This window comes from Nannocystis sp. RBIL2, from assembly GCF_026626745.1.
Lineage (GTDB): Bacteria > Myxococcota_A > Polyangia > Nannocystales > Nannocystaceae > Nannocystis.
This window is the reverse complement of the sequence record NZ_JAPNJW010000001.1, coordinates 495,112-521,729: the sequence shown is the minus strand read 5'-3', so window position 1 is coordinate 521,729 and position 26,618 is coordinate 495,112. Positions and strand designations below refer to the sequence as shown.

Here is a 26,618-nt window from a genome sequence, read left to right as displayed (position 1 = left end):
GCGGTCGCGGCGGAGCGCATGCTGTGAGAGGCGAGGCGCCGCGAGCGACGTCCGTGGGGATGTCTTTTGGAGCAGGTCGCGGACGCTGGGGCGTCGTGAATCGGCGGAGGATCGGCTAGGCTCGCCGGCGATGACGCGCGCGCGGACCGATCTCGAGGGGCTGCGGACGGGCGCGCCGCGGCAGCGACGGGCGTACGCGGTGCTGCGGTCGCTGGCGATCTTCGAGCGGCTGGGCGAGTTCCAGCCGGCGCTGGCAGGGACGCTGCCGCTGCCGATCCACACCGAGGCGAGCGACCTCGACGTGCTGTGCGAAGTGCACGAGCCGGCGGCGTTCGTGGCCGCGTGCTCGGCGTACGCGACGCAGCCCGGGTTCATGGCGGAGCATGTCCCGGTGCGCGGGGTGCCGTCGACGATCGTGCGGTTCGAGGCGGAGGAGTTCGCGGTCGAGCTGTTCGGGCAGCCGCAGCCGGTGGCGCGGCAGCACGGCTGGCGCCACCTGCAGGTCGAGGCGCGGGTGCTGGCGCTCGCGGGCGCGGCGGCGGTGGCGACGATCACTCGGTGGAAGCGCGAGGGCCTGAAGACCGAGCCGGCGTTCGCGCGATGGTTGCAGCTGCCCGGCGACGATCCGTACCTCGCAGTGCTCGCGCTCGAGGAACTCGACGACGAGGCGCTGCGGCGGCTCGTGCGGCGAGCGGAGCACGGCGTGTAGCCGCAATCAGCGCAGTCGGAGGGGCGCGAGGGTCCGGCCGAGCCCGCTGGCGCCGGCGAGGCGCTCCGGGGCGACCTCAGCAGGCTTTTGGCGCCGGCGCGGCGAAACTCGGGCGGGCGGCGCTTGCCGATGGCGAGGATGGAAAAATATTGGAAGAGCACGGTTCGCGCGGCGAGCCGGCGCCGACTCACGAAGGAAGAAGGCCATGAACGTAGTCCCGGTAGGCACGCGCGTCACGACCCCGTCAGGCGAGGAAGGCGAAGTCATCGAAGCCCTGGGAAAGGGCGGTTCGGCGCCGTACCGGGTGAAGTATCCCGACGGGCGTGAGTTCGTGTGGACCCCGCCGCCGGATTACGTGGTCGGCGACGAGCCGGGCCCGCAGAGCGTGCCCGTGCCGTAGCTGTTTTTGCGAGACATGTTCTGTGGGACATGCCTGAACGAGCATGTCCTCAGGGACACTCGATAGCGCACATTCGCGACGGCTCAGCGGTCGACGCGGATCGTCGCCAGCCAGGTGAGGCACCAGGACGCATCCGGATCGCCCGGCCATTCGTCCTGGTCGTGGCACTTCACCGCGAACTCGGAGCTGCCGACCTGCAGGCTGCCGACGAGCGTCGACTCGCTGCCGCCGCTGCCGCCGTCGTTGGCCTCCAGCGCGTAGGCGATCGACACGTCCGCGGCCAGCACCTGCCGCAGCTCGCCCCGCTGCGCCGGGGCGCGCGCGTGGAGGGAGAAGCTATGCGGAGCTCGCGTCCCGGGCTCGAGCACGAAGGTCGCGCCGTCGTCATCGAGCATGACCTCGGTGCCGGCGGCACGTCGAGCGAACACCGCAGCGCGGGGATCTCGGCCCGCTTCGTCGCGACCGCGGGCGGCGGCGTGCAGGCGAGCAGGAGCACCAGCGCGGAGAGAGCGACCCGGGTCATTCGGCGGAGGATACGTCCGGCCTCGGTCTCCGGGAGTCGGGGTTTTTAGTTTTTACGAAGCTCGTACACGGCGGGCCCGAGCGCTAGTTGCCGGTCGCCGAGGCCTCGAACACCACTGCGCCTTCCTTGACCACCGCGACCACGTTGTGGATGTGCTCGATCTGCGACAGGTCGCCGTCGAGCACCACGAAGTCGGCCAGGAAGTTGGGGCGGATGGCGCCGATCCGGTCGTCGGCGCGTAGCAGCTTGGCGGCGTCGGTGGTGGCGGTGGCGAGGGCCTCCATCGGCGTCATGCCGACGTCGTGGACGAATACGTCGAGCTCGCGGGTGCTCTCGCCGAAGGCGGTGTAGAGGGCGTCGGAGCCCATGACGATGGTGACGCCGGCGGCGTGGGCGGCCCTGGCGGTGGCGATGTTGTCGGCGATGAAGGCGTCGAAGGCGGCGCGCTTGTCGGGCGAGAAGCCGAAGCGGTCGATGTTGTCGCGGTAGTAGCGGTTGTGATGGATGGTCGGCACGTAGGCGACGCCGCGGGCGCGCATGGTAGCGAGCGTGTCGGGGGACAGCTTGCGCGGGTGCTCGACGCTGTCGGCGCCGGCGCGGACGATGTCGTCGGTGACGGCGCCGAGGGTGTCGTGGACGGCGACGGGGATCCCGTGGGCGTGGGCGATGTCGACGGCGGCCTTGATCTCTTCGTACGAGTAGGTGCGCTCGCCGGTGAGGTCGTCGTCGCTGCCGGTCGAGGCCCACAGCTTGACGACCTTGACGCCGGCGTCGATCTCTCGCCGCACCGTGGCGGCGACCTGCTCGACGCCGTCGGCCTGACCGGGGCGGGTCGACTCCTTGGGCGCCAGGCGCGACGACCACACGCCGTCGCCGGCGCCGAAGATCCGCGGGCCGACGAGCTCGCCGGCCTCGATGCGCGCGGCGGTCTCGAGGTCGAGGTGGTTGTCGGAGCCGAGGTCGCGGATCGTGGTGACGCCGATCGAGAGCAGGGTGCGGCCGTTGGCCTCGACCAGCGGCTGGAGCTGAGCCTTTGTCTGGGCGATCTGGAACGGGTCGTGCGGCGCGCGGTCACCCCACGCCGGGTCCCAGCAGAACGTGATGTGGGTGTGGGCGTCGATGAGGCCGGGGATCGCGGTGTAGCGGCCGTGATCGACGATTTTGGCCCCGGCGGGCAGCGGCTCGCCGGCCGCGAGCACGCTGTGGAAGCGCTTGCCGTCGACCACCACCGCGCCGCCTTCGACGACCTCGTGCGGGGCGGTGACGACGCGGGCGAACTTGTAGACGGTGAGGCCCGGCGCGGGGATGTTCGCAGGGACAGGTCGGTCGGGGGCCGACGGCTCAGGCCGGCAGGCGGGGGCGACCGCGGCCACCAGGACTGCGAGGCCGACGACGGCCGAGGCGCGCGGCCGCGCGTGCGCGCGAGGCCGGCCACCGGCGCTGTCCGGAGGCCGCAGGCGACCGCGCGAGACCATGCCGGCCGAGGATGCCGGAGGTGTCCCGGGTTGTCGAGCGCTGGGGATGTCGGGTCTCGAGGTGGCAGGGCGTGGGCGTGGGCATCACTCGCGCGGCGCCGGGACTCGCAGGACGAAGGTCGAGCCGCGACCGGGAGCGCTGACGACGTCGATGTCGCCGCCGAGGAGGCGGGCGAACCGGTGGGCCAGCGCGAGGCTGACGCCGCTGCCCTCCTGGGCCCGCGTGGGGGCATCGTCGAGCGGCTGGAAGGCGACGAACAGGCGCGAGAGGTCGCCCGCGGCGATGCCGACGCCGGTGTCGCTGACCCGCAGTTCGAGCCACGGATCGACGTCCCGGGCGATGGCGGCGAGGCGCACGGTGACGCGACCGTGGTCGGTGAAGCGGACCGCGTTGTCGACCAGCGTCGAGACGCAGTGGGCGAGCATGGCGGGATCGGTCAGGCACACGAACGGCGCCGGGTCGAGCTCGAGCGCGAGCGCGTCGCCGCGCGCGCGCGCCTCGACCTCGCAGGCGGCCACCGCCTCGCGCACCAGCGCGGCAACGTCGACGGTCACCCGCGCGGGCTCGACGACGTCGGCCTCGACCCGCGAGAGCTCGAGGATGTTGGTGAGGGTGCGGACCAGGCGCGCGGCGGCGCGGCGGATCTTCTCGGTGTCACCGTCGATCGCCGCGAGGTCGCCCTCGGCCGCCGACTCGCGGATCAGCTCGGCGTAGCCGAGCACTGCGTTGAGCGGGGTCCGCAGCTCGTGGCTCATGTTGAGCAGGAAGCGGGTCTTGAGCCGATCGGCGCGCACCGCCGCGTCGCGGGCGCGGGCCAGATCTTCGTAGAGGCGGGCGTTGTCGATCGAGGTGGCGATCTGGGCCGCGAGGTGGCGCAGCAGGGCGAGCCGACCGCTGCCGAAGGTGTGCGGGGCGAGGTCGTTGTCGAGGTAGAGGACGCCGAGCAGCTCGCCGTGGCCGAGGATCGGCGCGCACAGGACGGAGCGCACGCCGGCCAGCGCGGGGTCGCCGGCGAAGTCGTGGTCGACCTCGGCGTCGCCGAGGACGACGTCGCGGCGGGTGCGGGCGACGAAGTGGACCAGCGACTGCGGGAGACCTGGCTCTTCGGACATGGCCCGAGATTGCAAGACGTCGAGCCGCTCGCGGGCGACGTCGGCGGCGGCGGCGATCTGCAGGCCGCCGTCGCCGGCCAGCAGGACGAAGCAGCGGCGGGCGCCGGCGACCTCGAGGACGGTGCGGACCAGCGCGCGCAGCAGCTTGTCGAGCACGAGCTCGCCGGTGATCGCCCGGGTGCTGCGCAGGAGGGCGGCGACGTCGATCGCCTCGGCGCCGGAGCTGGTGGGCGCGGGGATCGGGGTCGGCGCGGCGACGGGCACGGGGACGGGGGCGGGCGCGGCGAGCCCGGGGAACTCGGCGCGCAGGCGGGCGGCCAGGGCCGACGCGCCCCAGCGGTCGTAGGTGGCCGCGGCTGCCCCGAGGTACATGTGCGAGAGGACATGTGATTGCTGGGCGGCGCAGTGCCGGCCGGCCCGCTCGAGCGCGAGGGCCTCGATCCGCTGGTGACCGGCGCGGCGGGCGGCCTCGACGGCGCGCGGGTAGAGCAGGGCGGCCTGGTCGTGGTCGCCGCGGCAGCGGGCCAGCTCGGCCTCGGCGAGGAAGAGTCGGCCCTCGATGTTTTCGCGGCTCAGCTCGGCCCAGCGGCGCAGGTGTCCGAGCCAGCCCAGGGCGCGCCGCTGGTCCTGGCGCGCGAGCGGCTCGCCGCGGGCGGTGAGGACGAGCAGCGGGAGGGTGATCTGATCGATCAGCAGCAGGGCGCCCTCGGTGCGAGCCCAGCGCAGCCGCTTCGACAGCGCGAGCGCCTCGTCGATGGCGCCGTGGTGGTAGAGGAGCGTGAGCTTGGCAAGGTGGTAGACCGAGGCGAGGGCGCGGCTGTGCGGGCCGAGCTCGTCGACGAGGGTGTCCTCGTCGAAGTCGGGGCCGGCGAGCGAGGTGGGGCCGTCGGTCTCGCCGCGCAGGGCCAGGCACAGGCGCACGAACAGCAGGTGCCAGTGGCGCTGGTCGAAGCCGGGCATGCCGACGCCGATCGGGGCGTGGGCGCGGCCGCTGGCGAGGAGCTGCTCGACGTCGCCGAGGCCGAGCCAGCGCGCGTGGATGATGCCGACCGAGATGTAGAGCGCCATCGAGGTGGCGCCGAGCCGGGTCGCTTGCTCGAGCTCGCGCTCGAGCCGGGCGACCGTGACCGCGGCGGGCTCGAGCCAGGCGGCGACGTAGACGCCGCAGTAGTTGGCGAGCTGGGGGCCGAGGCGCGGGTCGGCGAAGCGATCGGCGAGGGCGTAGGCGACCTCCTGCAGGGCCCGCGCGCCGGCGACGTCGCCGAACATGTGGACGTGGGCGAAGGCGTAGAGGGCGACCGCGATGGCCGACTCGCCGATGACGCCGTGGCGCAGGGCGAGGGCCAGGGCGCGCAGGCCGTAGAGGAGCGAGAGGTCGGGCTGGTGGTGGTAGGCGGAGACGCAGATCGTGCAGAGGAGCCGGAGGGCGCAGGCGATCCGGGCGTCGCGGACCTGGGGCAGCGCGGCCAGGTCGGTCAGGGAGGTGCGGCCGCGCAGCCAGCGGACGGCCGCGAGCTCGCGCAGGATCGCCACGCGCGAGGCGCTGGCCGGCACGTGGACGCCGAGCAAGGCCAGGCCGGCGCGCCCGGCCGCGAGCGCGGCGTGGATGCTGGCGCGATCGGTCTCGAGCGCGACCTTGAGGTCGTGGACGGCGGCGCGGTCGACGTCGTCGCGGGCGCGGGCGAGGAGCGGGGCGAAGCGGGCTGCGGCGGCGTCGGGGTCGCCGGCGAAGTGCTCGCACTCCATGCAGTCGCGGGTCAGCGCGAAGGCGAGGTCGTAGTGGGTCGCCCAGGCGCGGTCGGGCAGGACCGCCAGGCCCTGGCGCAGCAGCTGGACGGCGGTGGGGAAGGCGGCGGCGCGCATGGCCTTGCGCCCGGCCGCGAGGTCGAGCTCGGCCAGGCGCAGGCGCTCGGCCGGCGCGACGAGCTTGGCGGCCGCGAGGTTGAGGTGGCCGACGATCTCGAAGAGCATGTCCTCGAGGACAGCCGAGTCGGCGCCGCGCAGCAGGCCGCGGCCGAGCTCGAGGTGGAGGCGCTGGCGCTCGCCCGCGGGCAGGCCGGCGTAGGCGGCCTGCTGTACGCGGTCGTGGACGAACTCGTAGACGCCGACGTCGACGGCGACGACGAGGCCGCGATCGATGGCCTGGGCGAGCGCTGCCTCGACGGTGGCGGGGTCGCGGCCGAGCAGGCCGGCCAGGCGCTCGCGGTCGAAGCGGGCGCCGACGCAGGCGGCGGCCTGCAGCGCCGCGCGGACGTGGGCGTCGAGGGCGGCGAGCCGGCGGGTCATCAGCGCGACGATGTCGGCGCCGGGGGCGGCGCGGGCGGTGGCGGCGGCGTCCCAGGCCCAGCCGTCGCGCTCGGGCGACCACACCAGAAGGCCCTGGTCGAACAGCCAGCGCAGGTAGGCGCGCACGAACAGCGGGTTGTTGTCGGTGTTGGCGGAGACGACCGCGGCCAGCTCGGCGGCCTGTCCTTCGGGCCAGGCGAGCGTCTCGGCGATCAGGCGCTGGACCTGGGCGGCGGACAGCGAGCCGAGGACGACGCGGACGTCGGCCGCGAGGCCGCGCAGCGGGTGGCCGGGGGCGAGCTCGTCGTCGCGGTAGCTGCCGACGAGGAGCAGGTGGTCGAGGCTGGGCTCGCGCGCGAGCTCGTCGTAGAGGCGCAGGCTGGCCGGGTCGGCCCACTGCAGGTCGTCGACGGCGATCACGAGCGGGGCTTGGCGGCCGGCGAACACGCGCACGAGGCGGGTGACTGCGATGTGGAAGCGGCCGGCGGCCTCGGCGGGCAGGGGGACGCTGGGACGCGGGCGGGCGCCGATGACGAGCGCGAGCGCGGGCAAGACGTCGGCGAGACCGGCCGCGGCGTCGCCGAGGGCGGCGTCGAGGGCAGCGCGCACTGCCGCGAGGCGCTCGTCGGGCTCGGCCAGGGCGCGGCGCAGCAATTGGTCGAGGGCCGCGAGCAGGCCGGCATACGGGGTCGCTTTCTCGCCCTGCTCGAAGCGCCCGCTGACGAACACGCCGCCGGCCTCGCGCACCGCCCCGGCCAGGGCGCGCACCAGCGCCGACTTGCCGGCGCCCGAGGGGCCGGCGACGAGGGCGAGGGCGCGGGCGCCGGCGCGAACACCTGACCAAACGGACAGCAAGCCGGCGAGCTCGCGCTCGCGGCCGAACAGGGTCGCGGGCAGCTGCAGGCCCGGGGGGCGGTCGCGGGCGGCCGGGACGAAGCGCGGCTGCTCGCCGCGGGCGAAGGCGTCGCGGCAGCGGGCGAGGTCGTGGCGCAGGCCGTCGAGGCTCTGGTACCGGGCCTCGGGGCTCTTCTCGAGCAGGTGGAGGACGACGCGGGACAAGGTGTCCCCGAGGTCAGGTACGAGCGCGACCGGGGCCGCGGGCACGCGCGCGAGGTGGGCGTGCACGAGCTCGAGCGGGTCGTCGCTGGCGAACGGCAGGCGGCCGGTGAACAGCTCGTAGAGGGTGACGCCGAGGGCGTAGTAGTCGCTGCGCGGGTCGACGTCGCGGCCGGTGCGCCCGGTCTGCTCCGGCGACATGTACTGCAGCGTGCCCTCGCCGGCCACGGCGGCGCTGAAGTCGATCAGCTGCACGCGCTCGCCCTCGCCGTGGATGATGATGTTGGCCGGCTTGAGGTCGCGGTGGACCACGCCGGCGGCGTGGACCCGGGCGAGCGCGCCGCAGATCGCTAGCGCGAGGTCGAGGCGCGCCACCAGCGAGAGCGGGCGGCCCTGGCGGAAGCGGTGCAGGGAGGCGCCGCCGATGTCGCGCAAGACGAGCACCGGGCAGCCGTCCCAGCGCTCGACGCCGAGGACCTCGGGCACCGCCGGCCCGACGCAGCGCCGCAGCAGCTCGGCCTCCTGCTGCAGGCGAGCGGTCCCGGCGGCGTCGCTGTACTCGCGCCGCAGCGCCTTGAGGATCACGCGCGCGCCGTCGCGGCGGCGGAAGCCGCGGAACACCTGCGACGTGCGACCGTCGTGCAGCTGCTCCGCGAGCTCGTAGTCGCCGGCGGCCATGTGGGCCCCAGTGTGCCTCGCCGCGGCGACGAACGACATGCGCTCGTGGGGCTCGCTTCCGCGCCCTCGAGACGGCGGCGCGGGCGGCCTCGGCTGCTGCGGCGCTGGACGAGGCTCGAAGCGAGTCGCTGCGGTTCGCCGACTGCGCGTGAGGTCTCGTCGGCCGCGTCGCCGGCGCGGCATCGACGGGCCGCTGTGCTGTCGCTAGCGATCGGGGTGGCGTGGCGAGACGACGGCGGCGCCGGCGAATCATCGCGGCGCCGAAACTCCAGGAGCGGAGGTCGATCGTGACGACGCGTCGTCGCGGTCGAAGTCAGGCGCGCTCGCGCCCGGCGGCACTCACTGCGGGAGGATGCTCTTCAGCTGGCCGCCCGTCATGTCGGAATAAACGTAGTGGCTGCCGGGCACCATGACCTGCTGCATCGCCGGCACGTTGTCGGGGTCGATCTTCCACGCCCAGCCGCTCTGGTCGACCAGCCACACGAAGTCCTCGATGTCGACGCTGAGGCCGATCGCGACCGAGCACGGGTTGGTGTTGTGCTGGGCCACCAGGGTGTTGGTCATGCGGTCGACCTGGGCCAGGGCGCACGGCGAGTTGTTGGCGACCCACGTGAAGTTCTTGTCGGCAGTGACGCCGCGCCAGCAGCCGGCCTCGGTCCCGGGGATCGCGGTGTACGTCTGCGTGTCGGGGTCGAAGCGGGTGATGGGACCGCAGTTGCCGCCGAACCACGGGTGACCGTCGGGGTCGACGGTGAAGCCGTACGACTGCACGTTGCCGGGCGGGGTGAAGCGGTCGACGGTGATCGGGTTCTGGTCGGTGTTGACGCGCACGAACTCGCCGCGGAGCGACGAGAACCACGGCTTGAAGTCAGGGTCGAGCGCGGCGCCGTAGGGCGCGAAGCCGCTGCCGTTCCAGCCGGGCACGACGATCGTCTCCTCCACGGTGCCGTCGACCCCGACGCGCACGAGGTGGACGCTGCTCTGATCCTGGGCCATGTAGCCGATCCACACCTTGGGGTCGACGTACTTGCACTGGACCGGATCCCAGGTGCCGGGCGTCCAGGTCACGCCGCGCGGGCCGTCGTCCCAGGCGCCGCCGTAAGGCCACTGGATCTGCCACAGGATGCACTCGTCCTGGCCCCACGGGCGCACGTCGCCCGCGTTCTGCGAGGTGTCGATCACGCCGTTGGCGTTGGTGTCGACGCAGTCCTCGACGTTGGCGGCGAGCATGGTGCTGCGCCCGGTCTGGCGGTTGTTGACGACGACGTAGCGGCCGTCGGCGCTGACGGCCGTGCGCGAGGCGCTCTCGCCCCCGGGGCCGATCTTGTAGCGCGCCTCCTCGACGAGGGTCTGGGTGTTGACCTTGGCGACGTCGTCGGTGTCCTGGCTGGGGATGAAGATGTAGCTCTTCTCCGCCATGCCCATGCCGCCGGTGTCGCCCGGCCGGCACACGCCGCCGGTGGTCATGCCGGTGCTGTCGGTGCCCGGCCCGGTGGTCGTGTCGGTGGTCGCGGTGCTGGTCGTGGTCGTGTCGGTGCTCGCGGTCGTCGAGTCCGTGGTGGTCGAGGTCGTCGGCCCGATCGTGGTCGTCGTCGGCCCGACGGTGGTCGACATCGTCATGCCGTTCGACATCGACCCGCCGCTGTCGCTGTCGGTCGCGGTGCCGCCGGTCGTCGGCGTGGTGCCGGTCGGGTTGGCGGTCGGGTCGACCGTGCCCTGAGTCATCGTCCCGGAGTCGCTGGCCGTGGCGTTGCCGGAGTCACCGCAGCCCGCCAGCCCCGCCGCCACCGAAAGCGCGAGCCACCGCTTGTACGTCGAAGTCATGCGGCGATTGTGCGGAAGGACGGGCGATCCGGCAGCGCCGGCCCCGTGGTTTCTCGCGATCGAGTTTGAGTGGAACCTCTCGTGTATGGGTCCGAGGAAACCACCAGTGTGCGCAGGTGCGAGCGAGGACAACCCCGCTGCGCGGCCGCGAGCGCGCGACGGGGCCGCGCGCAGGGCTGTCTCTTGGACCCGGTCGCGGCGATCGTGTCCCGAAGGGCATCCTCGCGCGCGGCCCGGCGGCCTGGGCGGGGCTCTCCAGGGCATCGGGGCGCTGCCGCGATCTCCTGGGCGGCGGTCGCGGCCGTCGCGCGGGCGAGGACAAGCTCGGGTGACGTGATAGGTGATTTGCCGGGTATACGGCCGATCTGCGACCGGGTGAATGCCGGGTGCCGGCCAGCGACTTCACCGCCCGCGCCAGGGCGTGCAGCCGGGCGCGAATGTCCCGGAGAGCATGCTCGATCGAGCATGTCCGAAGGAACATGCCCTGGCGAGCATGTCCCCGAGGACGTGTCGTTCACATCTTCTCGCAGGCGGTGATGCGGGTGTAGCTGCCGTCGTCGACCCCGTTCCAGAAGGTGCAGTTCATGTCGTTGGCGCAGCCGAGGCACGGGCCGACGTAGCGGTTGTTGACGCCGTCGTGGAAGTGCCAGGCGTTGTCGCCGCCGCCGCAGGAGGCAGGGTCGCTGCAGCACATCGGGGCCTGGCCGCAGCGGGTCTCGGTGTTGTGGACCTGGCGGTACTTGGTGGTCACGTCGCTGCAGTAGCCCTGGTTCATCCACTCGTCGTAGCTGATCGGCTGCCAGCCGAAGCAGCTGTCGCAGGCGGTAGCGGAGGCGTTGCCGGGGGTGCAGGTGAAGCGGATGCAGCGGCCGCCGGCGGTCATGCAGCCGGCCTCGCCCCAGCAGTCGTTGCCGCACGCGAGGGTGCAGTCGGCCTCGCAGCCGTCGCCGCCGACGACGTTGCCGTCGTCGCACTGCTCGGCGCCGGCCTGGACGAAGCCGTCGCCGCACTCGGCGGTCTTGCAGGCGGCGCAGGCGTCGGTGTTCACGTCGTTGTCGTCGTCGCACTCCTCGACGCCGGCCTGGACGACGCCGTCGCCGCAGCTGGCGGCGACGCAGGTCGGGAGGCAAGCGTCGGTGTCGACGTCGTTGCCGTCGTCGCAGGCCTCGACGCCGGCCTGGACGAAGCCGTCGCCACACTCGGCGGCGAGGCAGGTCGAGGGGCACTCGTCGGTGTCGTCGGCGTTGCCGTCGTCGCAGTCCTCGACGCCGGCGTGCACGGCCCCGTCGCCGCAGGTGGCGGCCATGCAGGTGGCGAGGCAGTCGTCGGTGTCGTCGTCGTTGCCGTCGTCGCAGGCCTCGCCGTCCTGCAGCACGCCGTCGCCGCAGCTGGCGAGCGCGCACATCGAGCTGCAGTCGTCGCCGTCGTCGCCGTTGCCGTCGTCGCAGGCCTCGACGCCCTCCTGGACGATGCCGTCGCCGCAGATGGCGTCGGCGCACACGGCCGTGCAGGCGTCGGTGTCGATGGTGTTGCCGTCGTCGCAGGCCTCGCCGGGGTCGACCTTGCCGTCGCCGCAGCTGGCCGCGAGCGGGACGCACACCTCGTCCTCGCACACGAGGCCGTCACCGCAGGCGCCGCCGTCACACGGACAGCCCTCGTCACCGGCCGGACACGCAGGTCCGGTGGTGGTGCCCGGATCGGTGGTCGAGGTCGAGGTCGAGGTCGAGGTCGAGGTCGTGCCGTCGGTGGTCGGTACGGCGGTGGTGGGCTCGGCGGTGGTGCCCGGAGCGGTGGTGCCCGGAGCGGTGGTGGCGTCGCCGGCGGTGGTCGAGGCGTCGGTCGCCGAGGGATCGAGGGGGCCGCCGCCGCTGTCGCTGCAGGCGGGGAGGAGCAGGGAGAAGGTCAAGATCGCACGACTACGCGGGGCGCTTGGCAGTCGCATCCTGTCGGTGTTACCGGACGGGTCCCGCCCGCACAGCGCCCGCAGAGGGGGTCGGGGTGCCCGTGCGTGCGAGTGAGAGGCGCAGCGCGAACGCTGTCCCGCGAGCCATGAGGCAGTCGTCGAGGGGACGCGCGAGGAGCGATCGTCCGCGCGGGCAGGCGTCCTCGCGGCGAGGTCGGCAGCGCTACAGCGGAGCGGCCGACGCGCCCGATCCATCGAGCGGACCGAATCGGGTCGGCGACGCGGTGAGCGGGTGCCTTGGAGAATGTCTCATGGGACATGCCCTCGAGGACATGTTCTGTGATGCCTCGCTTCATGCGCGAGCGTGGAGGTGTTCGGTCAGCCGACCGGCGGCGGGAGGGTGTCGCACGACAGCTGGATCAGCGCGAGCGCCTGGTCGAGGGCCTGGGCCAGGTCGCCCTGGCAGATGTCGCCGAGCATCCCGTTCGGGACCATCGAGGTGAAGGCGTGCAGGGTCGGGGCGGGGTCGGCGCTGCCGAAGGTCGAGTCGCAGGCGACGTCCCTGGGCCCGGCGATGGTGACGACGACGTAGCGCTGGTCGCCGCCGGTGAACTTGTCGAGCGCGGCCTTGGTGCCGGCCGGGGTGGTGGTGGTGTTGCCGACGTCGTCGTCCTCGTCGGTCAACAGGACGATCACCAGCAGCGAGGCGTCGCCGCGATAGAAGCCGTCGTTGACGCCGCCGGGGCCCGCCTTGGCCAAGAACATCTCGATCGCGTCGAGCGGCCGCTCGCGCCCGAGGTCGGTGCAGAGGTTGCAACTCGACCTCGGGTCGGCCGCGAGGCAGCTGAAGGTCGAGGCGACCGCGGGGGCGGGGCCGTCGATCCACAGCTCGCCGCCCATCTCGCAGTCGTCGTCGAACAGGTTTTCGCCGTCGAACAGGGCGCCGTCGAGGCCCATGGTCGACTTGCCGGCCTTGTTGGCGACGATCGAGGAGTTGGTGACGCCGAGGCGGTAGCCCATCGCCTGGTTGCCGGGGTCGCCGACGTAGGCGTCGAGGACGCTGACGAAGGAGGGGAAGTTGGCGTCGAGGTTGGCCTTCTCCTCGTTCATCGAGGCCGAGATGTCGACGACGAACAGGACGTCGATGGACTCGCAGCCGGCCTCGACCAGCGGGCCGAAGTCGGCAGAGACGCCGAGGTCGAGCTTGACCGCCTCGGTGCCGCCGCCGACGCCGTCGTCGGTGGTGCCGTCGCCGGTGCCGGTCGTCAGCAGATCTTGCAAGGTGCCGTCGCCGGTCCCGTGCATGACGGTGGTGATCCCGACGGTGGCGCTCGCGCTGGCTCCGCCGCCGTCGTGGTCGCCCACGCAGGCGCACACGAGCGACGAGAGCGACAGGACGAGCGAGGCGAGACGAAGGTGCATGAGCTGTTCTTATCGCCGATGCCACGGACCGCACGCGGGCGACGTGCACGGCGTCTCACCGGCGAGGACACGGCCTGGTATGGTCGCGCGGTGTTTGCCGGAGCCCGTGTCGCAGCCCTGCTCACCCTCGTGATCGCATGCACGCCGAAGCAGGCGCCGGTGGCGGCGCCCACGAGCGCGCCGGCGGACACGCGCGCGGTGGCGGTGACGTTCGACGACCTGATCGTGGGCGGCCGCGACCTCGAGCCCGCGCGCACGGAGGCGATGACGCGCGCGCTGCTCGGGCACATCCGCGACGGCGCGGTGCCGGTGGTCGGGTTCGTCAACGCGGCCAAGCTGATGGACGGGCCGGCGAAGGCGGAGCGCCTGAAGATCTTGGGGCTGTGGACCGAGGCAGGGCTGGAGCTCGGCAACCACACGTTCTCGCACCCGTCGCTGCACGCGACGCCGGTGGCGGCGTACGAGGAGGACATCGTCCGCGGCGAGCCCGACGTCCAGGCGCTCAACGCGAAGCTGGGGCTGGGGCTGCGGTGGTTCCGCCACCCGTACTTGCACACCGGCACGTCGCTGGAGGTGCGCGCGGAAGTCGACCGCTTCCTCGCGGGGCGCGGCTACACGGTCGCGCCGGTGACGGTCGACAACTCGGACTGGCTTTACAACTTCGTCTACACCGACGCGAATTCGCGCGGCGACGAGGAGACGATGCGCCGCGTGGGCGAGGCGTTCGTGGCCTCGATGGAGGCGGCGCTGACGTTCCACGAGCGCGCGACCGAGGCGCTGTTCGGCCGGCCGATCCGCCACGTGCTGCTGCTGCACGCCAACGAGCTCAACGCGGCCTACTTCGACGACGTGGTCGCCATCTACAAACGCCGCGGCTATCGCTTCATCACCCTCGACGAGGCGCTGACCGACCCGGCCTACCGCGAAGCGGACCGCTTCACCGGCAACTCGGGGGTGTCGTGGTTGTACCGCTGGGACTGGACGCGCGGACGCAAGCAGGTCGACTGGAAGACAGAGCCGGAGCCGCCGGCGTTCGTGCAGCAGCTGTTCGAGGCGAGCCAGTGATCACACCGGCGGAGCCGATCGGCGGCGCGCGGCCCGCCGGCGATCCCGCTCACGCCGATTTTTCGGCGAGGGCGGGGCGACGAGGCGCCATCGAATCGGCCGCGCCCGCCGCCGCTCGAATAATGGCGCCGCCAGGCGCAGGACGGCGCGATACCGCGGCCGCGCCGCGGTGGTGCTGACAATCACGGAAGAGACAGGAATCGAACCTGCTACGGTGTTACCCGCGACGGTTTTCGGGACCGTTTGCCAAACCAAATGGCCGCTCTCCCAATGCGCGGAGCGGGAGGGATTCGAACCCCCGCAGGCTTGCGCCCGCCAGCTTTCCAAGCTGGTGTCCTAGGCCGCTGGACGACCGCTCCGAATGGACAATGTAAATAGCGGCTCGTGGCGAGGAGCGACGGAAGGAGCGCGGATCGAACGCGCGCGGGTTTTCAGGCCCGTCCACGGGTTAGCACCCCGGAGCCTTGCCTCTCGGCCATCCTTCCATATGCGCACGAGCCCCGAATGACCCCGGCGCACCTGCGATTGCCAATCGCAGGTGTGTCGGCGTCGCACGGGAGTTCGCGGGGGCCCTTTCCGCTCACTCGCGCGCGAACGCAAGAGCGAGGGGAAAAGGCCCGCGAAACGCCCGCGGAGGAGCCCTGTGCCGCCTTTCGAGCCGCTGACGCGTGAGCGCCGGGCGGCGCTCACGCTAGCGTGACGGCGAACTGGAGCGCCCGAATCCGCTGACGGATCGAGGACTCCGGGTCCGGTCGCTGCGACGAGGGAACATGTGGACGATTTATCATGGGTGCATCCGGTCGTCAAGCGTACCACCGCATAATTCGACGGTGGCGAGCGCCGGGCGAATTGCAGCAGCGCAATGATGGTGGGGGCGGTCCGCACTGTGATGATTCGCCCGGACCACGCGCGCGGGCCTTCTGCCCCGCGGCGCGCGCACGATCGAGCGCCGCTCGCCGCGGGCGCGTCGTCGAGTTCGCCCGTCGCTGCGGCGGCCGGGTCTTGGCCCCGAGTCGCAGGGCGACGCGACGCGACGCGGGCGACGATCGCAACCGGCATGACGGCAGACGCCTGCGTTCGTCCGCCTCGGCGGCAATTTGCCCCGGCGCGCCCGTTGACGGGGCCTGGGGCCTTGGGGTAGGCATGGGGCCGCATGGCAGTCCACGGCGGCGGATCGCCCGGGCCCAAGGCGGGCGAGGTCGCCGGCGGCGTGGCGGGCCGCGGGGGCTTCGACGTCGCGGTCACGGTCGACTCCGACACCGTCGACGGCCCCAGCGCGGGCATGACCGGCGGTACCACGACCGGCCGGGCCCGGCTGCCCCAGCACCTCGACTCGACGTCGTCACAGGACTCGTCGAGCGTGTTCGACGCGCGCGCGATGCCGATGAACATCGGCCGCCACGAGCTCGTGCGGCCGCTCGGGATGGGCGGCATGGGCCAGGTGTTCGAGGCGCGCGCGCCCGACGGCACCACCGTGGCGCTGAAGATCATTCGCGGCACCAGCCCGGAGCGGCTGTATCGCTTCAAGCGCGAGTTCCGCTCGCTGTCGGCGGTGGTCCACCCGAATATCGTCGCACTCTACGACCTCGTCCACGTCGACGAGCAGGGCGGCCCGGGCCTGGCGTTCTTCACGATGGAGCTGCTGCGCGGGGCCCACTTCGTGACCGCGATCCGCGACGAGCTGGCGGACGACGCCGGGCTCGACGAGGCCGGCCTGCGACGATTGCAGGACGGCCTGGTCGGCCTCGCGTGCGGCCTGTCGTGCGTGCACCGCCACGGCCTGGTCCACCGCGACATCAAGCCGTCGAACGTGATGATCACCCCGACCGGCCGCGTCGTGGTGCTCGACCTCGGGCTGGTGCGCGAGACCCGGGTCGCCTCGTTCGACAGCCTCGGCGAGAACGCGCCGCTGCTCGGCACGCCGCTCTACATGGCGCCCGAGCAGGTCATCCGCTCCGACGACGCCGGACCGGCCGCCGACTGGTACGCCGTGGGCGAGGTGCTGTGGGAGTGCCTCGGCGGCGAGTCGCGCCACGCCGGCCGCACTCTGGTCGAGGTGTTCGAGCGCAAGCTGATGGAGCCGCCCGAGCCGCCGTCGCGCCGGCGCCCGGGGGTGCCGCCGCACCTCGACCAGCTGTGCGTCGACCTGCTGGCGCGCGAGCCCCAGGCGCGGCCGAGCGCCGGCGACGTGCTGGTGCGCCTCGGTCGCAGCGACCTGGTGGCGATCGAGCTCACTGTCCAGGGGCTGCTCGGCCGCGAACACGAGGTCCGCCTGCTGCGCGCTCAACTGGTCCAGACCGGCCGCGCCGGCGCGGTGTTCGTCAGCGGGCCGTCGGGCTTCGGCAAGACCACTCTGGTCGAACACGTGCTCGACGTCGTCCGCCGCGAAGACAGCGTGGTCGCGTTCTCGGGCAGCTGCTCGGAGCGCGAGTCGATCCCGTTCAAGGCGCTCGACTCGGCGATCGACGCGCTGAGCCTCTACCTCCGCAACACCGACGCCGACGCGACCGCGATCGCCCGCCCCGACGATCTCGCGGCGCTGGCCCGGCTGTTCCCGATCCTGCGCACGGTGCCGGCGATCCGGGCGATCGACGATTCGCGGCTCGACGGCCTCGACCCGATCGAGATCCGCCGCCGCGCCGCCGATTCGCTGGCCGAGGTGCTGACGCGGATCGCCGCGCGCAGGCCGGTGGTGCTGGCGCTCGACGATCTGCAGTGGGCCGACCTCGACAGCGTGCTCCTGCTCGAGTCGGTGCTGCTGCGCAAGCACCCGCCGCCGGTCACGCTGCTCGGCAGCCACCGCGAGGGCACCGAGGCCACGCGGGCCCCGCTGGCGCATCTGTGGAAGAGCTTCGAGGCGGCCGATCACATCGGCCTGCGCCGCGTCCTGGTCGGGCCGCTGTCGGGCGAGCAGTCGGTGGCCCTCGCGGCGCGCCTGCTCGGCGGACCGGTCGACGATCCGGTGGCCTTGCGGGTCGCGCGTGAGGCCGGCGGTAGCCCGTTCTTCATCGGCGAGCTGGTCCGTCATGCGCTCGCCCACGGCAGCCTCGACGACGCCGGCCTCAGCCTCGACAACCTGCTGCGCGCGCACCTGCAGCGGCTGCCGCTGTCGGCCAAGCGCCTGGTCGAGGTGCTCGCGGTGGCCGGCGGCCGGTTGCCGCGCGAGCTCGCGGTCGACATCGTCGCCGCCGCGGCCGGCCCGGTCGATCGCGGCACTCTGGCCCGGCTGCGCGCCGAGCACTTGATCCGGATCGCCGACGCGTCGCAGGACGACGTGCTCGAGACCTACCACGACCGCGTGCGCGAGGCCGCGGCGCAGGAGGCCGCCGAATCGCACGGGTCGGAGCTGGCGGCGATCCACCTGGCGATCGGCGAGGCGCTGCTGCGCACCGGCACTGCCGACGCCGCCACTCTGGCGCACCACTTCCGCGCCGCCAACGACGGCGAGCGGGCCACGCAGTTCACCCTCGCCGCCGCCCTCGAAGCGGCGCGCGCGATGGCCTTCGATCAGGCCGCCGAGCTGTTCCGGGCCGCGCTGTCGATCGGGGGCATCGACGCCGCCACGGCCACGCACACGCGCGCGCACCTGGCCTCGGCGCTGGCCAACGCCGGCCGTCTGCACGCCGCGGCGCGCGTCTACACCGACGCCGCGCACGCCGACGACACGCAGGCCAGCGAGGCCCAGCGCAGCGAGTGGCTGCGCCTGGCGACCGCGCACTTCCTGTCGACCGGGCACCACGACGAGGGCAGGGCGGTGCTCGAGGAGCTGCTGCCGCGGGTCGGCCTGTCGCTGCCGCGCGGCACCGCGGCGACGATCGTCGCGCTGCTCGGCCAGCGGGCGCTGCTCGCCACGCGCAAGCTGGTGCTGCCGCCGCGCGGCGGGCCGCGCCTGTCGGAGCGCGACGCCCAGCGCCTCGACGTCTGCTGGACCGCCACGCGCGGCCTCCTCTACAGCGACGGCATCACCTCGGCGCTGTTCCACGCCCGCCACCTGCGGCTCGCGCTGGCGAGCGGCGATCCGCTGCGGGCCGCGCGGGCGATCGGCTACGAGGCCTACTTGCGGGCGCTGATGGAGGGCGGCGACGCCGACGCGGCCGCGACCGCGATCTTCGACAGCCTCGAGGCCTCGGCCGACATCCAGGCCAGCCCGTACGTCCTCGGCATGCTGGCGCAGTACCGGGCCGGCGCGCACCAGATGCTGTGCCGCTTCGAGCCGGCGCTGGTCTCCTACGAGCGCGGCGTCGCCATCCTCCGCGATCAATGCACCGGCGTGATGGACGAGATCGCGCAGATGGACGCGCATCGCATGATGGTCCTGCTGTACCTCGGCCGGATCGGCGAGCTCGGCGACGTCGCGTTCCGCCTGCTGCGCGAATGTGCGGAGCGGCCCAATCCCTACGTCGAGGGCTTCGCGCGCGGCGTGCTCGGCAATCACGTGTACCTCGCGCAGGACCAGGTCGACGCCGCCCACGAGCAGCTCGAGCTGTACCGCCGCCACGCGCCCAAGCGGTTCGAGGCGCACTTCTTCAATTGCGCGTCCAAGCAGACCGAGCTGCTGCGCTACCGCGGCGAGGTCGAGGCGGCGTGGCAGCAGAACCAGGTCGACTCGGCGATCGTCGAGAAATTCCCGTTCTTCCGCGTGCCGTTCGTGAAGGCCGAGTTCTACCGCTCGCGCGCCGCCAACGCTCTGGCTCTGGCGGCGCGGTCGCGGGACCCGGCGCCCTTGCTCAAGATCGCCCGCGCGGCCGCCAAGCAGAGCTTCCGCGTGCCGCTGCCGATGTCGGACGCCTACGGCCACCTCACGCTCGCCAGCGCGGCCGCGCTCGAGGGCGGGCACGACGTCGCGGTCTCCGAGCTGCGCCGCACCGTCGCCATCTTCGAGCGCCTGGCCATGGCCAGCGACCTCGCCGCGTGTCGCCGACGCCTGGCGGTGCTGCTCGGCGGCGACGAGGGCCGCGCGCAGCAGCAGCTCGCCGACGACTGGATGGCCGAGCAGCACATCCTGCGCCCCGATCGCTTCACCGACATGATCGCGCCGGGCTTCGACCGGCAGCCGTAGACCCCCACCGACAATCTGGAGGAGTGCGATGAAGGACCTCTCGCGAGCGCGTGAACTAGCCATTGCATTGTCTCGAAACCCCGGCGGCACCGGCGCCCATGCGCGCGCGGCCGCCCTCACCGGCGAGCTGGCGACGCTGATCGATCACCCGGGCAACGGCTCGGGGCCGCAGGCCGCCGGGTACGAGGCCAAGGGCAACCTCGACGCCCGCGTCGCGGTGCTCGTATTGCCGGCGGCGACGGTCCGGCAATTGCTGCCCGCCGGCCTCGAGCTGGCGCCGCAGCCGGTCGTGCCGGCCGAGTATCACCCGGTCTATCTGTTCTTCTCGCACGAGATCTTCCGCGCGTGGTTCGGCACGATGGACTACGAGGAATTGCTGATCGGCGTGCCGTGGGTGCAGATCAAGGATCCCAAGGCCACCTATCCCGGGCCGTTCATCTACATGCCGCGGCTCTACCTCAACGAGGCGGTGCCGATGGAGCTCGGCGTGCACATGTACGGGTGGGAGAAGCAGATGGGGACGCTCAACGTCGTCGGCGACGGCTCCCCGAAGGTGCAATTCACGGTCACGCCGAAGGGCGGCAGTACGCCCGCGGCCACCGGCGAATTCACCGAGATCCCGGGCGTGGGCCCGCAGGCGGCGGCCGACGTCAAGAACTTCCTCATCGTCCGTCAGCTGTTCGAGCAGCCGACGATCTCGCAGGCGCTGCACATCGTCGATCCGAACTCGTTCAACTCGCCGATCCCCGGCCCCTTCCTGGCCGCCAACAACATCCTCGAGGCCGACCAGCCGGGCGCGACGATCCAGCCGCTCGCGGCCACGATCACGATCGGCGCCTCGCTCACGCCGCAGGGCATCCCGCCGGGCACCTACCGCGTGCCGAGCCTGGTCGACGCCGAGCTCGGCGCGTTCCGGATCCGCTGCCCGCAGGGCATCTCGCTGCCGGGCGCGTGCGCCAACGCCGATTATCCGCGCCCGCCGGCCGCGCGCAAGCTCAAGGTCGCGGTGTTCGGCGGCGGGCCGTCGGCCTGCGCGACCGCGCTGTACCTGGCGCGCCAGACCGATCGCTACGACGTCTCGCTCTACACCACCGGCTATCGCCTCGGCGGCAAGTGCCAGTCGTGGCGCAACCCGGCCAAGGCCTGGCGGGTCGAGGAGCACGGCCTGCACGCGCTCCTCGGCTTCTATCACAACGCCTTCACCGCGGTGCAGGACGCCTATCACGAGGGCTTTGCCACCCCCGAGGTCGGCGAGGCGCTGTACCAGCACGCGTTCTACCCGGAGAATGACAACGGCCTGATGGTCCATCACAACGGTGAATGGTCGTACTGCCCGTTGCCGGGCGTCCCGGCCGCCGCGCCGCTGCCGTCGTCGTCCGCGTCGTCGACCGGCGGCCACGCGCTGCTGATGGCCTGCGAGGCGCTGGCGCGGCGCGTGCTCGATCACTTCAAGGCGATGGCCGAGGCCCACGCCGGCCTGGCCGACGGCATGGACGCGCACGCCTCGGTGCTGCAGCGGCTGCGCAGCGCGGTCGTCGGGCTCGTCACCCGCGTCGCGGAGGATGTCTACGAGACGGACATCGGCGGCATCGACGGCCTGTTCGCCGGCGAGGTCGAGAAGGTGCGCGCCGGCCTCGCGGCCCGGGTGCGCGCCGACGCCTCGCTGTCGACGTACTTATGGTTCCTGTGGACCGGCGCCGACACGATGCTGACGATCTTCGTCGGCCTGCTCAAGAACCCGGTCACCAACCTGTCCGAGCTCGACGCCTGGGACTTCCGCGCGTGGCTCGAGGCCAACGGCCTGAACGAGGCGCCCGGCGAGTCGTGGGAGGTCATCAACCAGGTCTACGAGACCCTGTTCGCCCACCAGAACGCCGACCCCAACAAGGACGCCTGCAAGCTGCTCGACACCGACGTGCGTCCGGCCAACCTGGCCGCCGGCGTGGCGACGCGGTGGTTCTTGCTCGAGAGCCTCGGCTACCGCGGCGCGCCGGCCTACCGTTTCGAATACAGCTGCGCCCAGACGATGATGACCCCGTACTACCTGGCGCTGAAGCGCCTGGGCGCCGAGGTCAACTTCTTCCACACCGTCACCGGCCTCGAGCTCGACGGCAGCGGCGAGCACCGCCGGCTCGTGCGCGTGCACCTGCAACGACAGGCCGAGGTCAAGGGCGGCGCGGGCAACTATCAGCCGCTCGTCATTCCTGACCTCGCCAACAATCCGCCCGAGTTGCACGACTGGCCGCGCGATCCGGACTGGTCTCAGTTGGTCGACGGCGACTGGTACCGCGATCACCACATCGACTTCTATGACACCTGGCGCGCCGGCGAGAACACCAGGGCGCAGCCGGTGCAGCTCGAGCACGGCCAGGACTTCGACCTGTGCGTGCTCGGGGTCCCGGTCGGCGCGCTGCCGCTGATCGACTCGTCGCTGACGCAGCCGTCGCGGCCCGACGCCGATCCGGCGTGGAAGCGGATGATCGACGGCACCGCGCTGACGCAGACGCTGTCGTTCCAGCTGTGGCTGAAGCCGAACGCCGGGGCGCTGATCGCCGGGGCCCCGCGCGGTCTCCTCACCTGCTTCGCCCAGCCCGAGCCGAGCTATGGCGACTTCACGCCGCTCATCGCCCACGAGGAGTGGCAAGCCCCGGGGCCGCACCTTCTGTCGTACTTCACCGGCGCCTCGGTGGCCGGCAAGCCGCCGCTGCCGCCCGACTGCGGGCCCGACTATCCGCAGCGGATCCAGGCCCAGTGGGTCGCCAAGGTCACGCAGTGGCTCGGCGAGAACTATCTGAAGTTCTACGACGGCAGCGCGACGCCGCGCACCTTCGCCGGCTTCCTCGACGACCTCGTGGTCGAGGGCGAGCCGCTGCAGGGCCCGGCGCGGCTCGCATGGCAGCACTTGATCGCCGACGTCGAGCCCTCGAACCTCTACGTGCTGAGTCAGCCGGGCACGATCGCGCTGCGCCTCGGCCAGGCCGAATCGGGGGTCAAGGGCCTGCTCCTGTGTGGCGACTGGACCCGCACCGATCTCAACTGCGGCTGCGTCGAGGCCGCGACCACCTCGGGCATGCTGGCGGCGCGAGCGATCAGCAACGAGCCGCGCACCGTGTGGCGGCCGGGCTTCTGAGTTGTTCGAAGGGAGACACCGTCATGACCGACGAGCGCACCACTGACAGCCACGACTCCACCACCGAGGCCGTCGCCTCGCATTCCACCACCCAGTCCAACTGGTCGGAGACCCTCACGTTCACGCCCGCGAACGCCGCGTCGCCGCGTTGCCTCGCCGAGCTGCGCGAGGTCGTCCGACTGGCCCACGCCCGGCGCAAGCAGGTGCGCGCGCGCGGCAGCGGCCACTCGTGGAACCCGGCGATCGTCACCGCCGATTGCTCGGTGAACACCAGCCGGCTCACGCCCGCCGACAAGAACGCGTGCGTGTGCCACGTCGCCGGCGCCGCGCAGGCGGGGCAGGGCAATTGCATGGAGGTCACGCACGCGACGGTGACCGGCGCCGACGGCCGCACGTACCGGCGAATCAGCGTACCCGCCGGGATGTGCCAGGGCGACTTCGCCGAGCTGGCGCAGCAGCTCGGCGCGCCGCTGCCGACCCAGGGGCCCGCGCCCGACATCACCCTCAGCGGCTTCGTCGCCAACGGCTGCCACGGCACCGGCTGGTCCGAGCCGACCGTCGCCGAGCTGGTGTACGGCCTCGATTTGGTGGCGCCCGACGGGACGGTGCTGACATTCACCGCCGACGCCAGCCCGCCCGGGTTCGAGGACCTCGGCCTGAGCCCGGCCGAGCTGATGAACGTGGTGCGCGTGAATCAGGGCGCCCTCGGCGTGCTGGCGCGGATCGTCTTCCAGCTGCCGGCCGAGCCGTTCAACCTGCGGGTGTCGAACGCGTTCGTGCCGGTCACCGACGTGTTCGACCGCGGCGACCCGGGCAAGCTGCAGCGGCTGCTCGAGGGCCACGACTACGTCGAGATCTTCTGGTTCCCCTACAACGCCTACAAGATGAAGGGTCTGGTGCCGGAGCCGGCCGGGCCGGAGCACGACACCTTGTGGGTGATGATGCTCGATCGCACCGGCGATCCGGTCAGCGGCGACGCGACCTTCGTCGACCTGTGGAACGACGTGTTCGGGGTGCTGGCACTGGCGGGCGGGGCCATCGGGCCGCTCATCGACCGCCTGCCGCGGGTGGTGCCGGCGATGTCGAACTTCGCGCTGCACACGATGAAGTGGAAGAACCACTTCAGCGATCCGGTCGTGCTCACCCCGCCGGACGCGTTTTTATATCAGAAGCACTACTTCCGCGGCTTCCTCGACCTCGAGTTCACGCTGCCGATGGACGGGGCGCAGGGTTTCGCCGACGTCGTGGCGGCGTTTTATCAATTGGTCGACCGCATGGAGGCGTGGCGCAGCGGCAGCGAGGGCGACATGCCGTACCCGGTGAACCTCAACGCCCACGCCCGCTTCGTCCGCAACAGCCAGGCGACCCTGTCGCCCGCCTACGCGCCGGCGGGCTCGTCGCAGCACACGTGCTACTTCGAGTACCTCAGCTATTCGCACGGGGACCTGACCGACAAGTACCTGGGGTTCAACCGCGAGTTCTACGCGCCGGAGCACGGGCTCGGCTGGAAGAAGTGGGGCGGGCTGCCCAATTGGGGCAAGTACCTCGACAGCGTGCCGGGCATCGACGAATACGTGCACTCGCTCCTGACGGCGAAGGCGGGCGCCGGGGCGAACCGCCTCGAGCAATTCCTGACGGTGCGCGACCGCATCGACCCCGACGGGGCGACGTTCACCAACGAGTACCTGCGCGGCTTCTTCACCGGGCACGCGACCCAGCGGCAGGCGCTGCGCGGGGCGCCGGCGGGGAGCTTCCCGGCGATGCCGGCAGCGCCGCCACGGCGGGCGTTCCCGCTGGCCAACGTGGAACACGCGACGCCGACCGCGCCGATGCGCACGGAGGGGATGGAGCTCTACCACGACCTGGCGGCCGGGGCGGCGTTCTTGCTCAACGAACACGGCGAGGTCAACCTGCTGGCGCTCGAGCACGACCCGACGACCGGGATGCTGCACTACGTGCCGGCGACGCCGTCGCAGCACATGGGGTTCGAGGCGATCCTCGACCGCGTGGCGCGGTTCCACCTGCCGCACGCTGCGGTCTGAAGAACTGTTCAGAAGGGCGCAAAGGACATGCTCGAAAGGGCATGTCCTTCGGGCCTTGTGACGCTAGTCTTGCGAATAACCATTACTTCGATGTGACGAAGTCGGCACACCGGGCTCGGCGGTGCGCTGGCTCGCCCCACGTCTGCGAGCACAAGAACAAGCTCAGCGAGCGGCCTCGGCCGCCAGTGGCCGGTGCTAGCGGCGGTGTGCCCGCTGAGGCCGCTCGAATCTTCGGCCGCGCCGGTGCGTTCGAGCCCGGGCATGCCCGCCCGAGCCGTGCTCTTCGTCGCCCTCGTCCTGATCGCCTGCGGCCACACCTCCAGGGCCGGAGAAGTGGCAGAGGCACCCGAGCCGGTGGGACCGCCGCAGGGGCAGGCGCAGCACGAGGTCGAGGTCGAGGTCGAGGCGCCTTCTAAAAAAGATCCGACGGCGCAGGTGATCACGTTCAGCGGCGACGACGCGGATCCCGAGCCGGCGACGCAGATCCGCAGCCCGCCGAAGCGCCCGCCGATCCCGAGCTTCCAGCTGTTCGGCACGCGACCGACCGACGGCCCGCAGTGAGGCGGCATCGGGCGGCCCGTCGTACTGGCGGTCGCCGAGGCGAACCGGGGAGTGTGCTCGCGGCGGGCTGCACGGGCGCGGGCGCGCGGCTATCATCGAGCTCCCGCGCGCCGGTGCGCACGGACGCGCAGGCAGGCGAGCGCGAGGCAACGGGCGAAGGAGTGATGTCGTGAGCGTGTCCGTCAACCCTCCCAAGACGCCGGTGACTGCGGGCAGCAACGGCGTGGCCGCGGCGACTGTGCCGAACGTGTGCAAGATGCCCGGTCCGCCGGCACCGTTCGTGCCGACGCCGCTGCCCAACATCGGCAAGAGCAGCGATTCGCCCAAGGGCTATTCGAAGCAGGTGACCATCGCCGGCAAGAAGGTGGCGATCAAGGGCGCGAGCTTCGGTTCGACGGGCGACATGGCCAGCAAGGCCACCGGCGGCGGAGTCGTCTCGAACAACACGCACGGGCCGACGAAGTTCGTCGGGCCCGGCTCGATGGACGTCAAGATCGAGGGCAAGAACGTCCAGCTGCTGAGCGACCCGATGCTCAACAACTGCGGCCCGAGCGGGACGCCGGCCAACGCGGCGACGCTGCTCGGCGTGATCCAGGCGAGCGGGATGGTGACGGCCGTGGAAGCCGGGCCGTGCCCGATCTGCGAGAAGAGCCACGGAGAGCTGGCCGAGACGGAGCAGACGAAGGTCGACGCAGGCGGGCTGGCAGCGAATTTCGACGCTCAGGTGAAGCCGGTGATCGCCCAAGGCAAGGCCATGGACCCGCCCGTCGATATATCCGTCAGCACGATGCTCGGGGTGGTCGAGTGCAAGTGCGGGAAGAAATACGCGGATCAGTCGGCGGCGACGACCGTCGAGCTGTGCAACGCGGCCAAGGGGGCAGGGATGAGCCACCCCGCGGACGTGACGTTGTCGTACGGCGATGGGAAGAAAAAGCTCGACGACGCTTACGAAGCATCGTTGAAAGCCATGCACGAGCGCGTGGGCGCGCGGCTCGGCCAATCCGCGTTGTTTCAGGAGACGTGGGAGGAAGCGAGAGAGCGCGCGGCCTTCAGCGATGAGAACCGCCACAAGGACAAGAACACCCCCGCGGCCTATCCTCCGGGGACCTGCGCGGCACAGAAGACCTTGTTGCTCCTCCTGAACGACAATGCTCTTCCCGCGGCCATGACCGAGCGGTGGTACAGCCACAGAGGCAGCAAGACCCAGGCGCCCATCAAGTTCCTGGACGAACGTCAAGGACCGCGTAAAGAAGTCATCGACAAATTCAAGCAGGGTGCCACGGTACCGCCGTGCGGCGCTTGCGAGCTCATCGTACCGCTGCTGCTTTGCGACGGAGGCAAGACGTCATGCGAGCACAAGAGCTAGAGCCTG

Annotated in this window: 14 protein-coding genes and 3 tRNA genes; 8 read left to right on the top strand and 9 right to left on the bottom strand. The window is 72.0% G+C overall.

All coding sequences use genetic code 11. From position 1 onward, the window contains the following. Window positions 1–130: 130 nt before the first annotated feature. Window positions 131–709: a DUF4269 domain-containing protein gene (locus OV090_RS02020; RefSeq protein WP_267701745.1), complete on the top strand. Its 579-nt coding sequence runs from the start codon at window positions 131–133 to the stop codon at window positions 707–709. Window positions 710–914: 205 nt separating this feature from the next. Further along, window positions 915–1,109: a DUF1918 domain-containing protein gene (locus OV090_RS02015; RefSeq protein WP_267701744.1), complete on the top strand. Its 195-nt coding sequence runs from the start codon at window positions 915–917 to the stop codon at window positions 1,107–1,109. 83 nt (window positions 1,110–1,192) lie between these two features. Here OV090_RS02015 and OV090_RS02010 read toward each other — a convergent pair whose 3' ends face one another. The 6 genes from OV090_RS02010 to OV090_RS01985 form a co-directional block, all read right to left on the bottom strand. Further along, window positions 1,193–1,537 (bottom strand): hypothetical protein, encoded by a 345-nt coding sequence (locus OV090_RS02010; RefSeq protein WP_267701743.1) that lies wholly within the window; start codon window positions 1,535–1,537, stop codon window positions 1,193–1,195. Window positions 1,538–1,715: 178 nt separating this feature from the next. Continuing rightward, the gene (locus tag OV090_RS02005; protein WP_267701742.1) at window positions 1,716–3,107 is read right to left on the bottom strand and encodes an amidohydrolase family protein; all 1,392 of its coding nucleotides are present in this window, start codon (window positions 3,105–3,107) and stop codon (window positions 1,716–1,718) included. A gap of 84 nt (window positions 3,108–3,191) precedes the next feature. Then, entirely contained in the window at window positions 3,192–8,240 is a 5,049-nt protein-coding gene (locus OV090_RS02000; RefSeq protein WP_267701741.1) for an AAA family ATPase, read from the bottom strand. Window positions 8,241–8,579: 339 nt separating this feature from the next. After that, the gene (locus OV090_RS01995) at window positions 8,580–10,064 is read right to left on the bottom strand and encodes a lyase (protein ID WP_267701740.1); all 1,485 of its coding nucleotides are present in this window, start codon (window positions 10,062–10,064) and stop codon (window positions 8,580–8,582) included. Window positions 10,065–10,578: 514 nt separating this feature from the next. Next, window positions 10,579–11,970 (bottom strand): DUF4215 domain-containing protein, encoded by a 1,392-nt coding sequence (locus tag OV090_RS01990; RefSeq protein WP_267701739.1) that lies wholly within the window; start codon window positions 11,968–11,970, stop codon window positions 10,579–10,581. Window positions 11,971–12,345: 375 nt separating this feature from the next. Continuing rightward, window positions 12,346–13,389: a hypothetical protein gene (locus OV090_RS01985; protein ID WP_267701738.1), complete on the bottom strand. Its 1,044-nt coding sequence runs from the start codon at window positions 13,387–13,389 to the stop codon at window positions 12,346–12,348. A gap of 90 nt (window positions 13,390–13,479) precedes the next feature. On the opposite strand from OV090_RS01985, the gene OV090_RS01980 reads away from it, so the two are divergent. Beyond that, window positions 13,480–14,454 carry a polysaccharide deacetylase family protein gene (locus OV090_RS01980; protein ID WP_267701737.1) on the top strand — a complete coding sequence of 325 codons (975 nt, stop codon included), beginning with the start codon at window positions 13,480–13,482 and terminating at the stop codon, window positions 14,452–14,454. A 185-nt stretch (window positions 14,455–14,639) separates the two neighbouring features. Here OV090_RS01980 and OV090_RS01975 read toward each other — a convergent pair. The 3 genes from OV090_RS01975 to OV090_RS01965 all read right to left on the bottom strand — a co-directional run bounded on the left by OV090_RS01975 (window position 14,640) and on the right by OV090_RS01965 (window position 14,939). Continuing rightward, a tRNA-Ser gene (locus OV090_RS01975) sits at window positions 14,640–14,723 on the bottom strand. Between the two features lie 6 nt (window positions 14,724–14,729). Then, window positions 14,730–14,813: transfer RNA gene (locus OV090_RS01970), tRNA-Ser, on the bottom strand. Between the two features lie 39 nt (window positions 14,814–14,852). Beyond that, window positions 14,853–14,939, bottom strand: a tRNA-Ser gene (locus tag OV090_RS01965). A gap of 668 nt (window positions 14,940–15,607) precedes the next feature. Between OV090_RS01965 and OV090_RS01960 the strand changes: the two genes are divergently transcribed. From OV090_RS01960 to OV090_RS01940, 5 genes are all read left to right on the top strand, one after another. After that, complete coding sequence (locus OV090_RS01960) at window positions 15,608–19,513, top strand: serine/threonine-protein kinase (RefSeq protein WP_267701736.1); 3,906 nt, start codon at window positions 15,608–15,610, stop codon at window positions 19,511–19,513. Between the two features lie 67 nt (window positions 19,514–19,580). Then, complete coding sequence (locus tag OV090_RS01955) at window positions 19,581–22,643, top strand: NAD(P)-binding protein (RefSeq protein WP_267701735.1); 3,063 nt, start codon at window positions 19,581–19,583, stop codon at window positions 22,641–22,643. A 23-nt stretch (window positions 22,644–22,666) separates the two neighbouring features. Then, window positions 22,667–24,685 carry an FAD-binding protein gene (locus OV090_RS01950; protein WP_267701734.1) on the top strand — a complete coding sequence of 673 codons (2,019 nt, stop codon included), beginning with the start codon at window positions 22,667–22,669 and terminating at the stop codon, window positions 24,683–24,685. A 261-nt stretch (window positions 24,686–24,946) separates the two neighbouring features. Then, window positions 24,947–25,246 (top strand): hypothetical protein, encoded by a 300-nt coding sequence (locus tag OV090_RS01945; RefSeq protein ID WP_267701733.1) that lies wholly within the window; start codon window positions 24,947–24,949, stop codon window positions 25,244–25,246. A 169-nt stretch (window positions 25,247–25,415) separates the two neighbouring features. Beyond that, the gene (locus OV090_RS01940) at window positions 25,416–26,612 is read left to right on the top strand and encodes a PAAR-like domain-containing protein (RefSeq protein ID WP_267701732.1); all 1,197 of its coding nucleotides are present in this window, start codon (window positions 25,416–25,418) and stop codon (window positions 26,610–26,612) included. Window positions 26,613–26,618: the final 6 nt, after the last annotated feature.

Coding starts and splice junctions, on each gene's coding strand:
- OV090_RS02020 (WP_267701745.1), top strand. CDS start 131: ATGACGCGCGCGCGGACCGATCTCGAGGGGCTGCGGACGGGCGCGCCG.
- OV090_RS02015 (WP_267701744.1), top strand. CDS start 915: ATGAACGTAGTCCCGGTAGGCACGCGCGTCACGACCCCGTCAGGCGAG.
- OV090_RS02005 (WP_267701742.1), bottom strand. CDS start 3,107: ATGGTCTCGCGCGGTCGCCTGCGGCCTCCGGACAGCGCCGGTGGCCGG.
- OV090_RS02000 (WP_267701741.1), bottom strand. CDS start 8,240: ATGGCCGCCGGCGACTACGAGCTCGCGGAGCAGCTGCACGACGGTCGC.
- OV090_RS01995 (WP_267701740.1), bottom strand. CDS start 10,064: ATGACTTCGACGTACAAGCGGTGGCTCGCGCTTTCGGTGGCGGCGGGG.
- OV090_RS01985 (WP_267701738.1), bottom strand. CDS start 13,389: ATGCACCTTCGTCTCGCCTCGCTCGTCCTGTCGCTCTCGTCGCTCGTG.
- OV090_RS01960 (WP_267701736.1), top strand. CDS start 15,608: ATGGCAGTCCACGGCGGCGGATCGCCCGGGCCCAAGGCGGGCGAGGTC.
- OV090_RS01950 (WP_267701734.1), top strand. CDS start 22,667: ATGACCGACGAGCGCACCACTGACAGCCACGACTCCACCACCGAGGCC.
- OV090_RS01945 (WP_267701733.1), top strand. CDS start 24,947: ATGCCCGCCCGAGCCGTGCTCTTCGTCGCCCTCGTCCTGATCGCCTGC.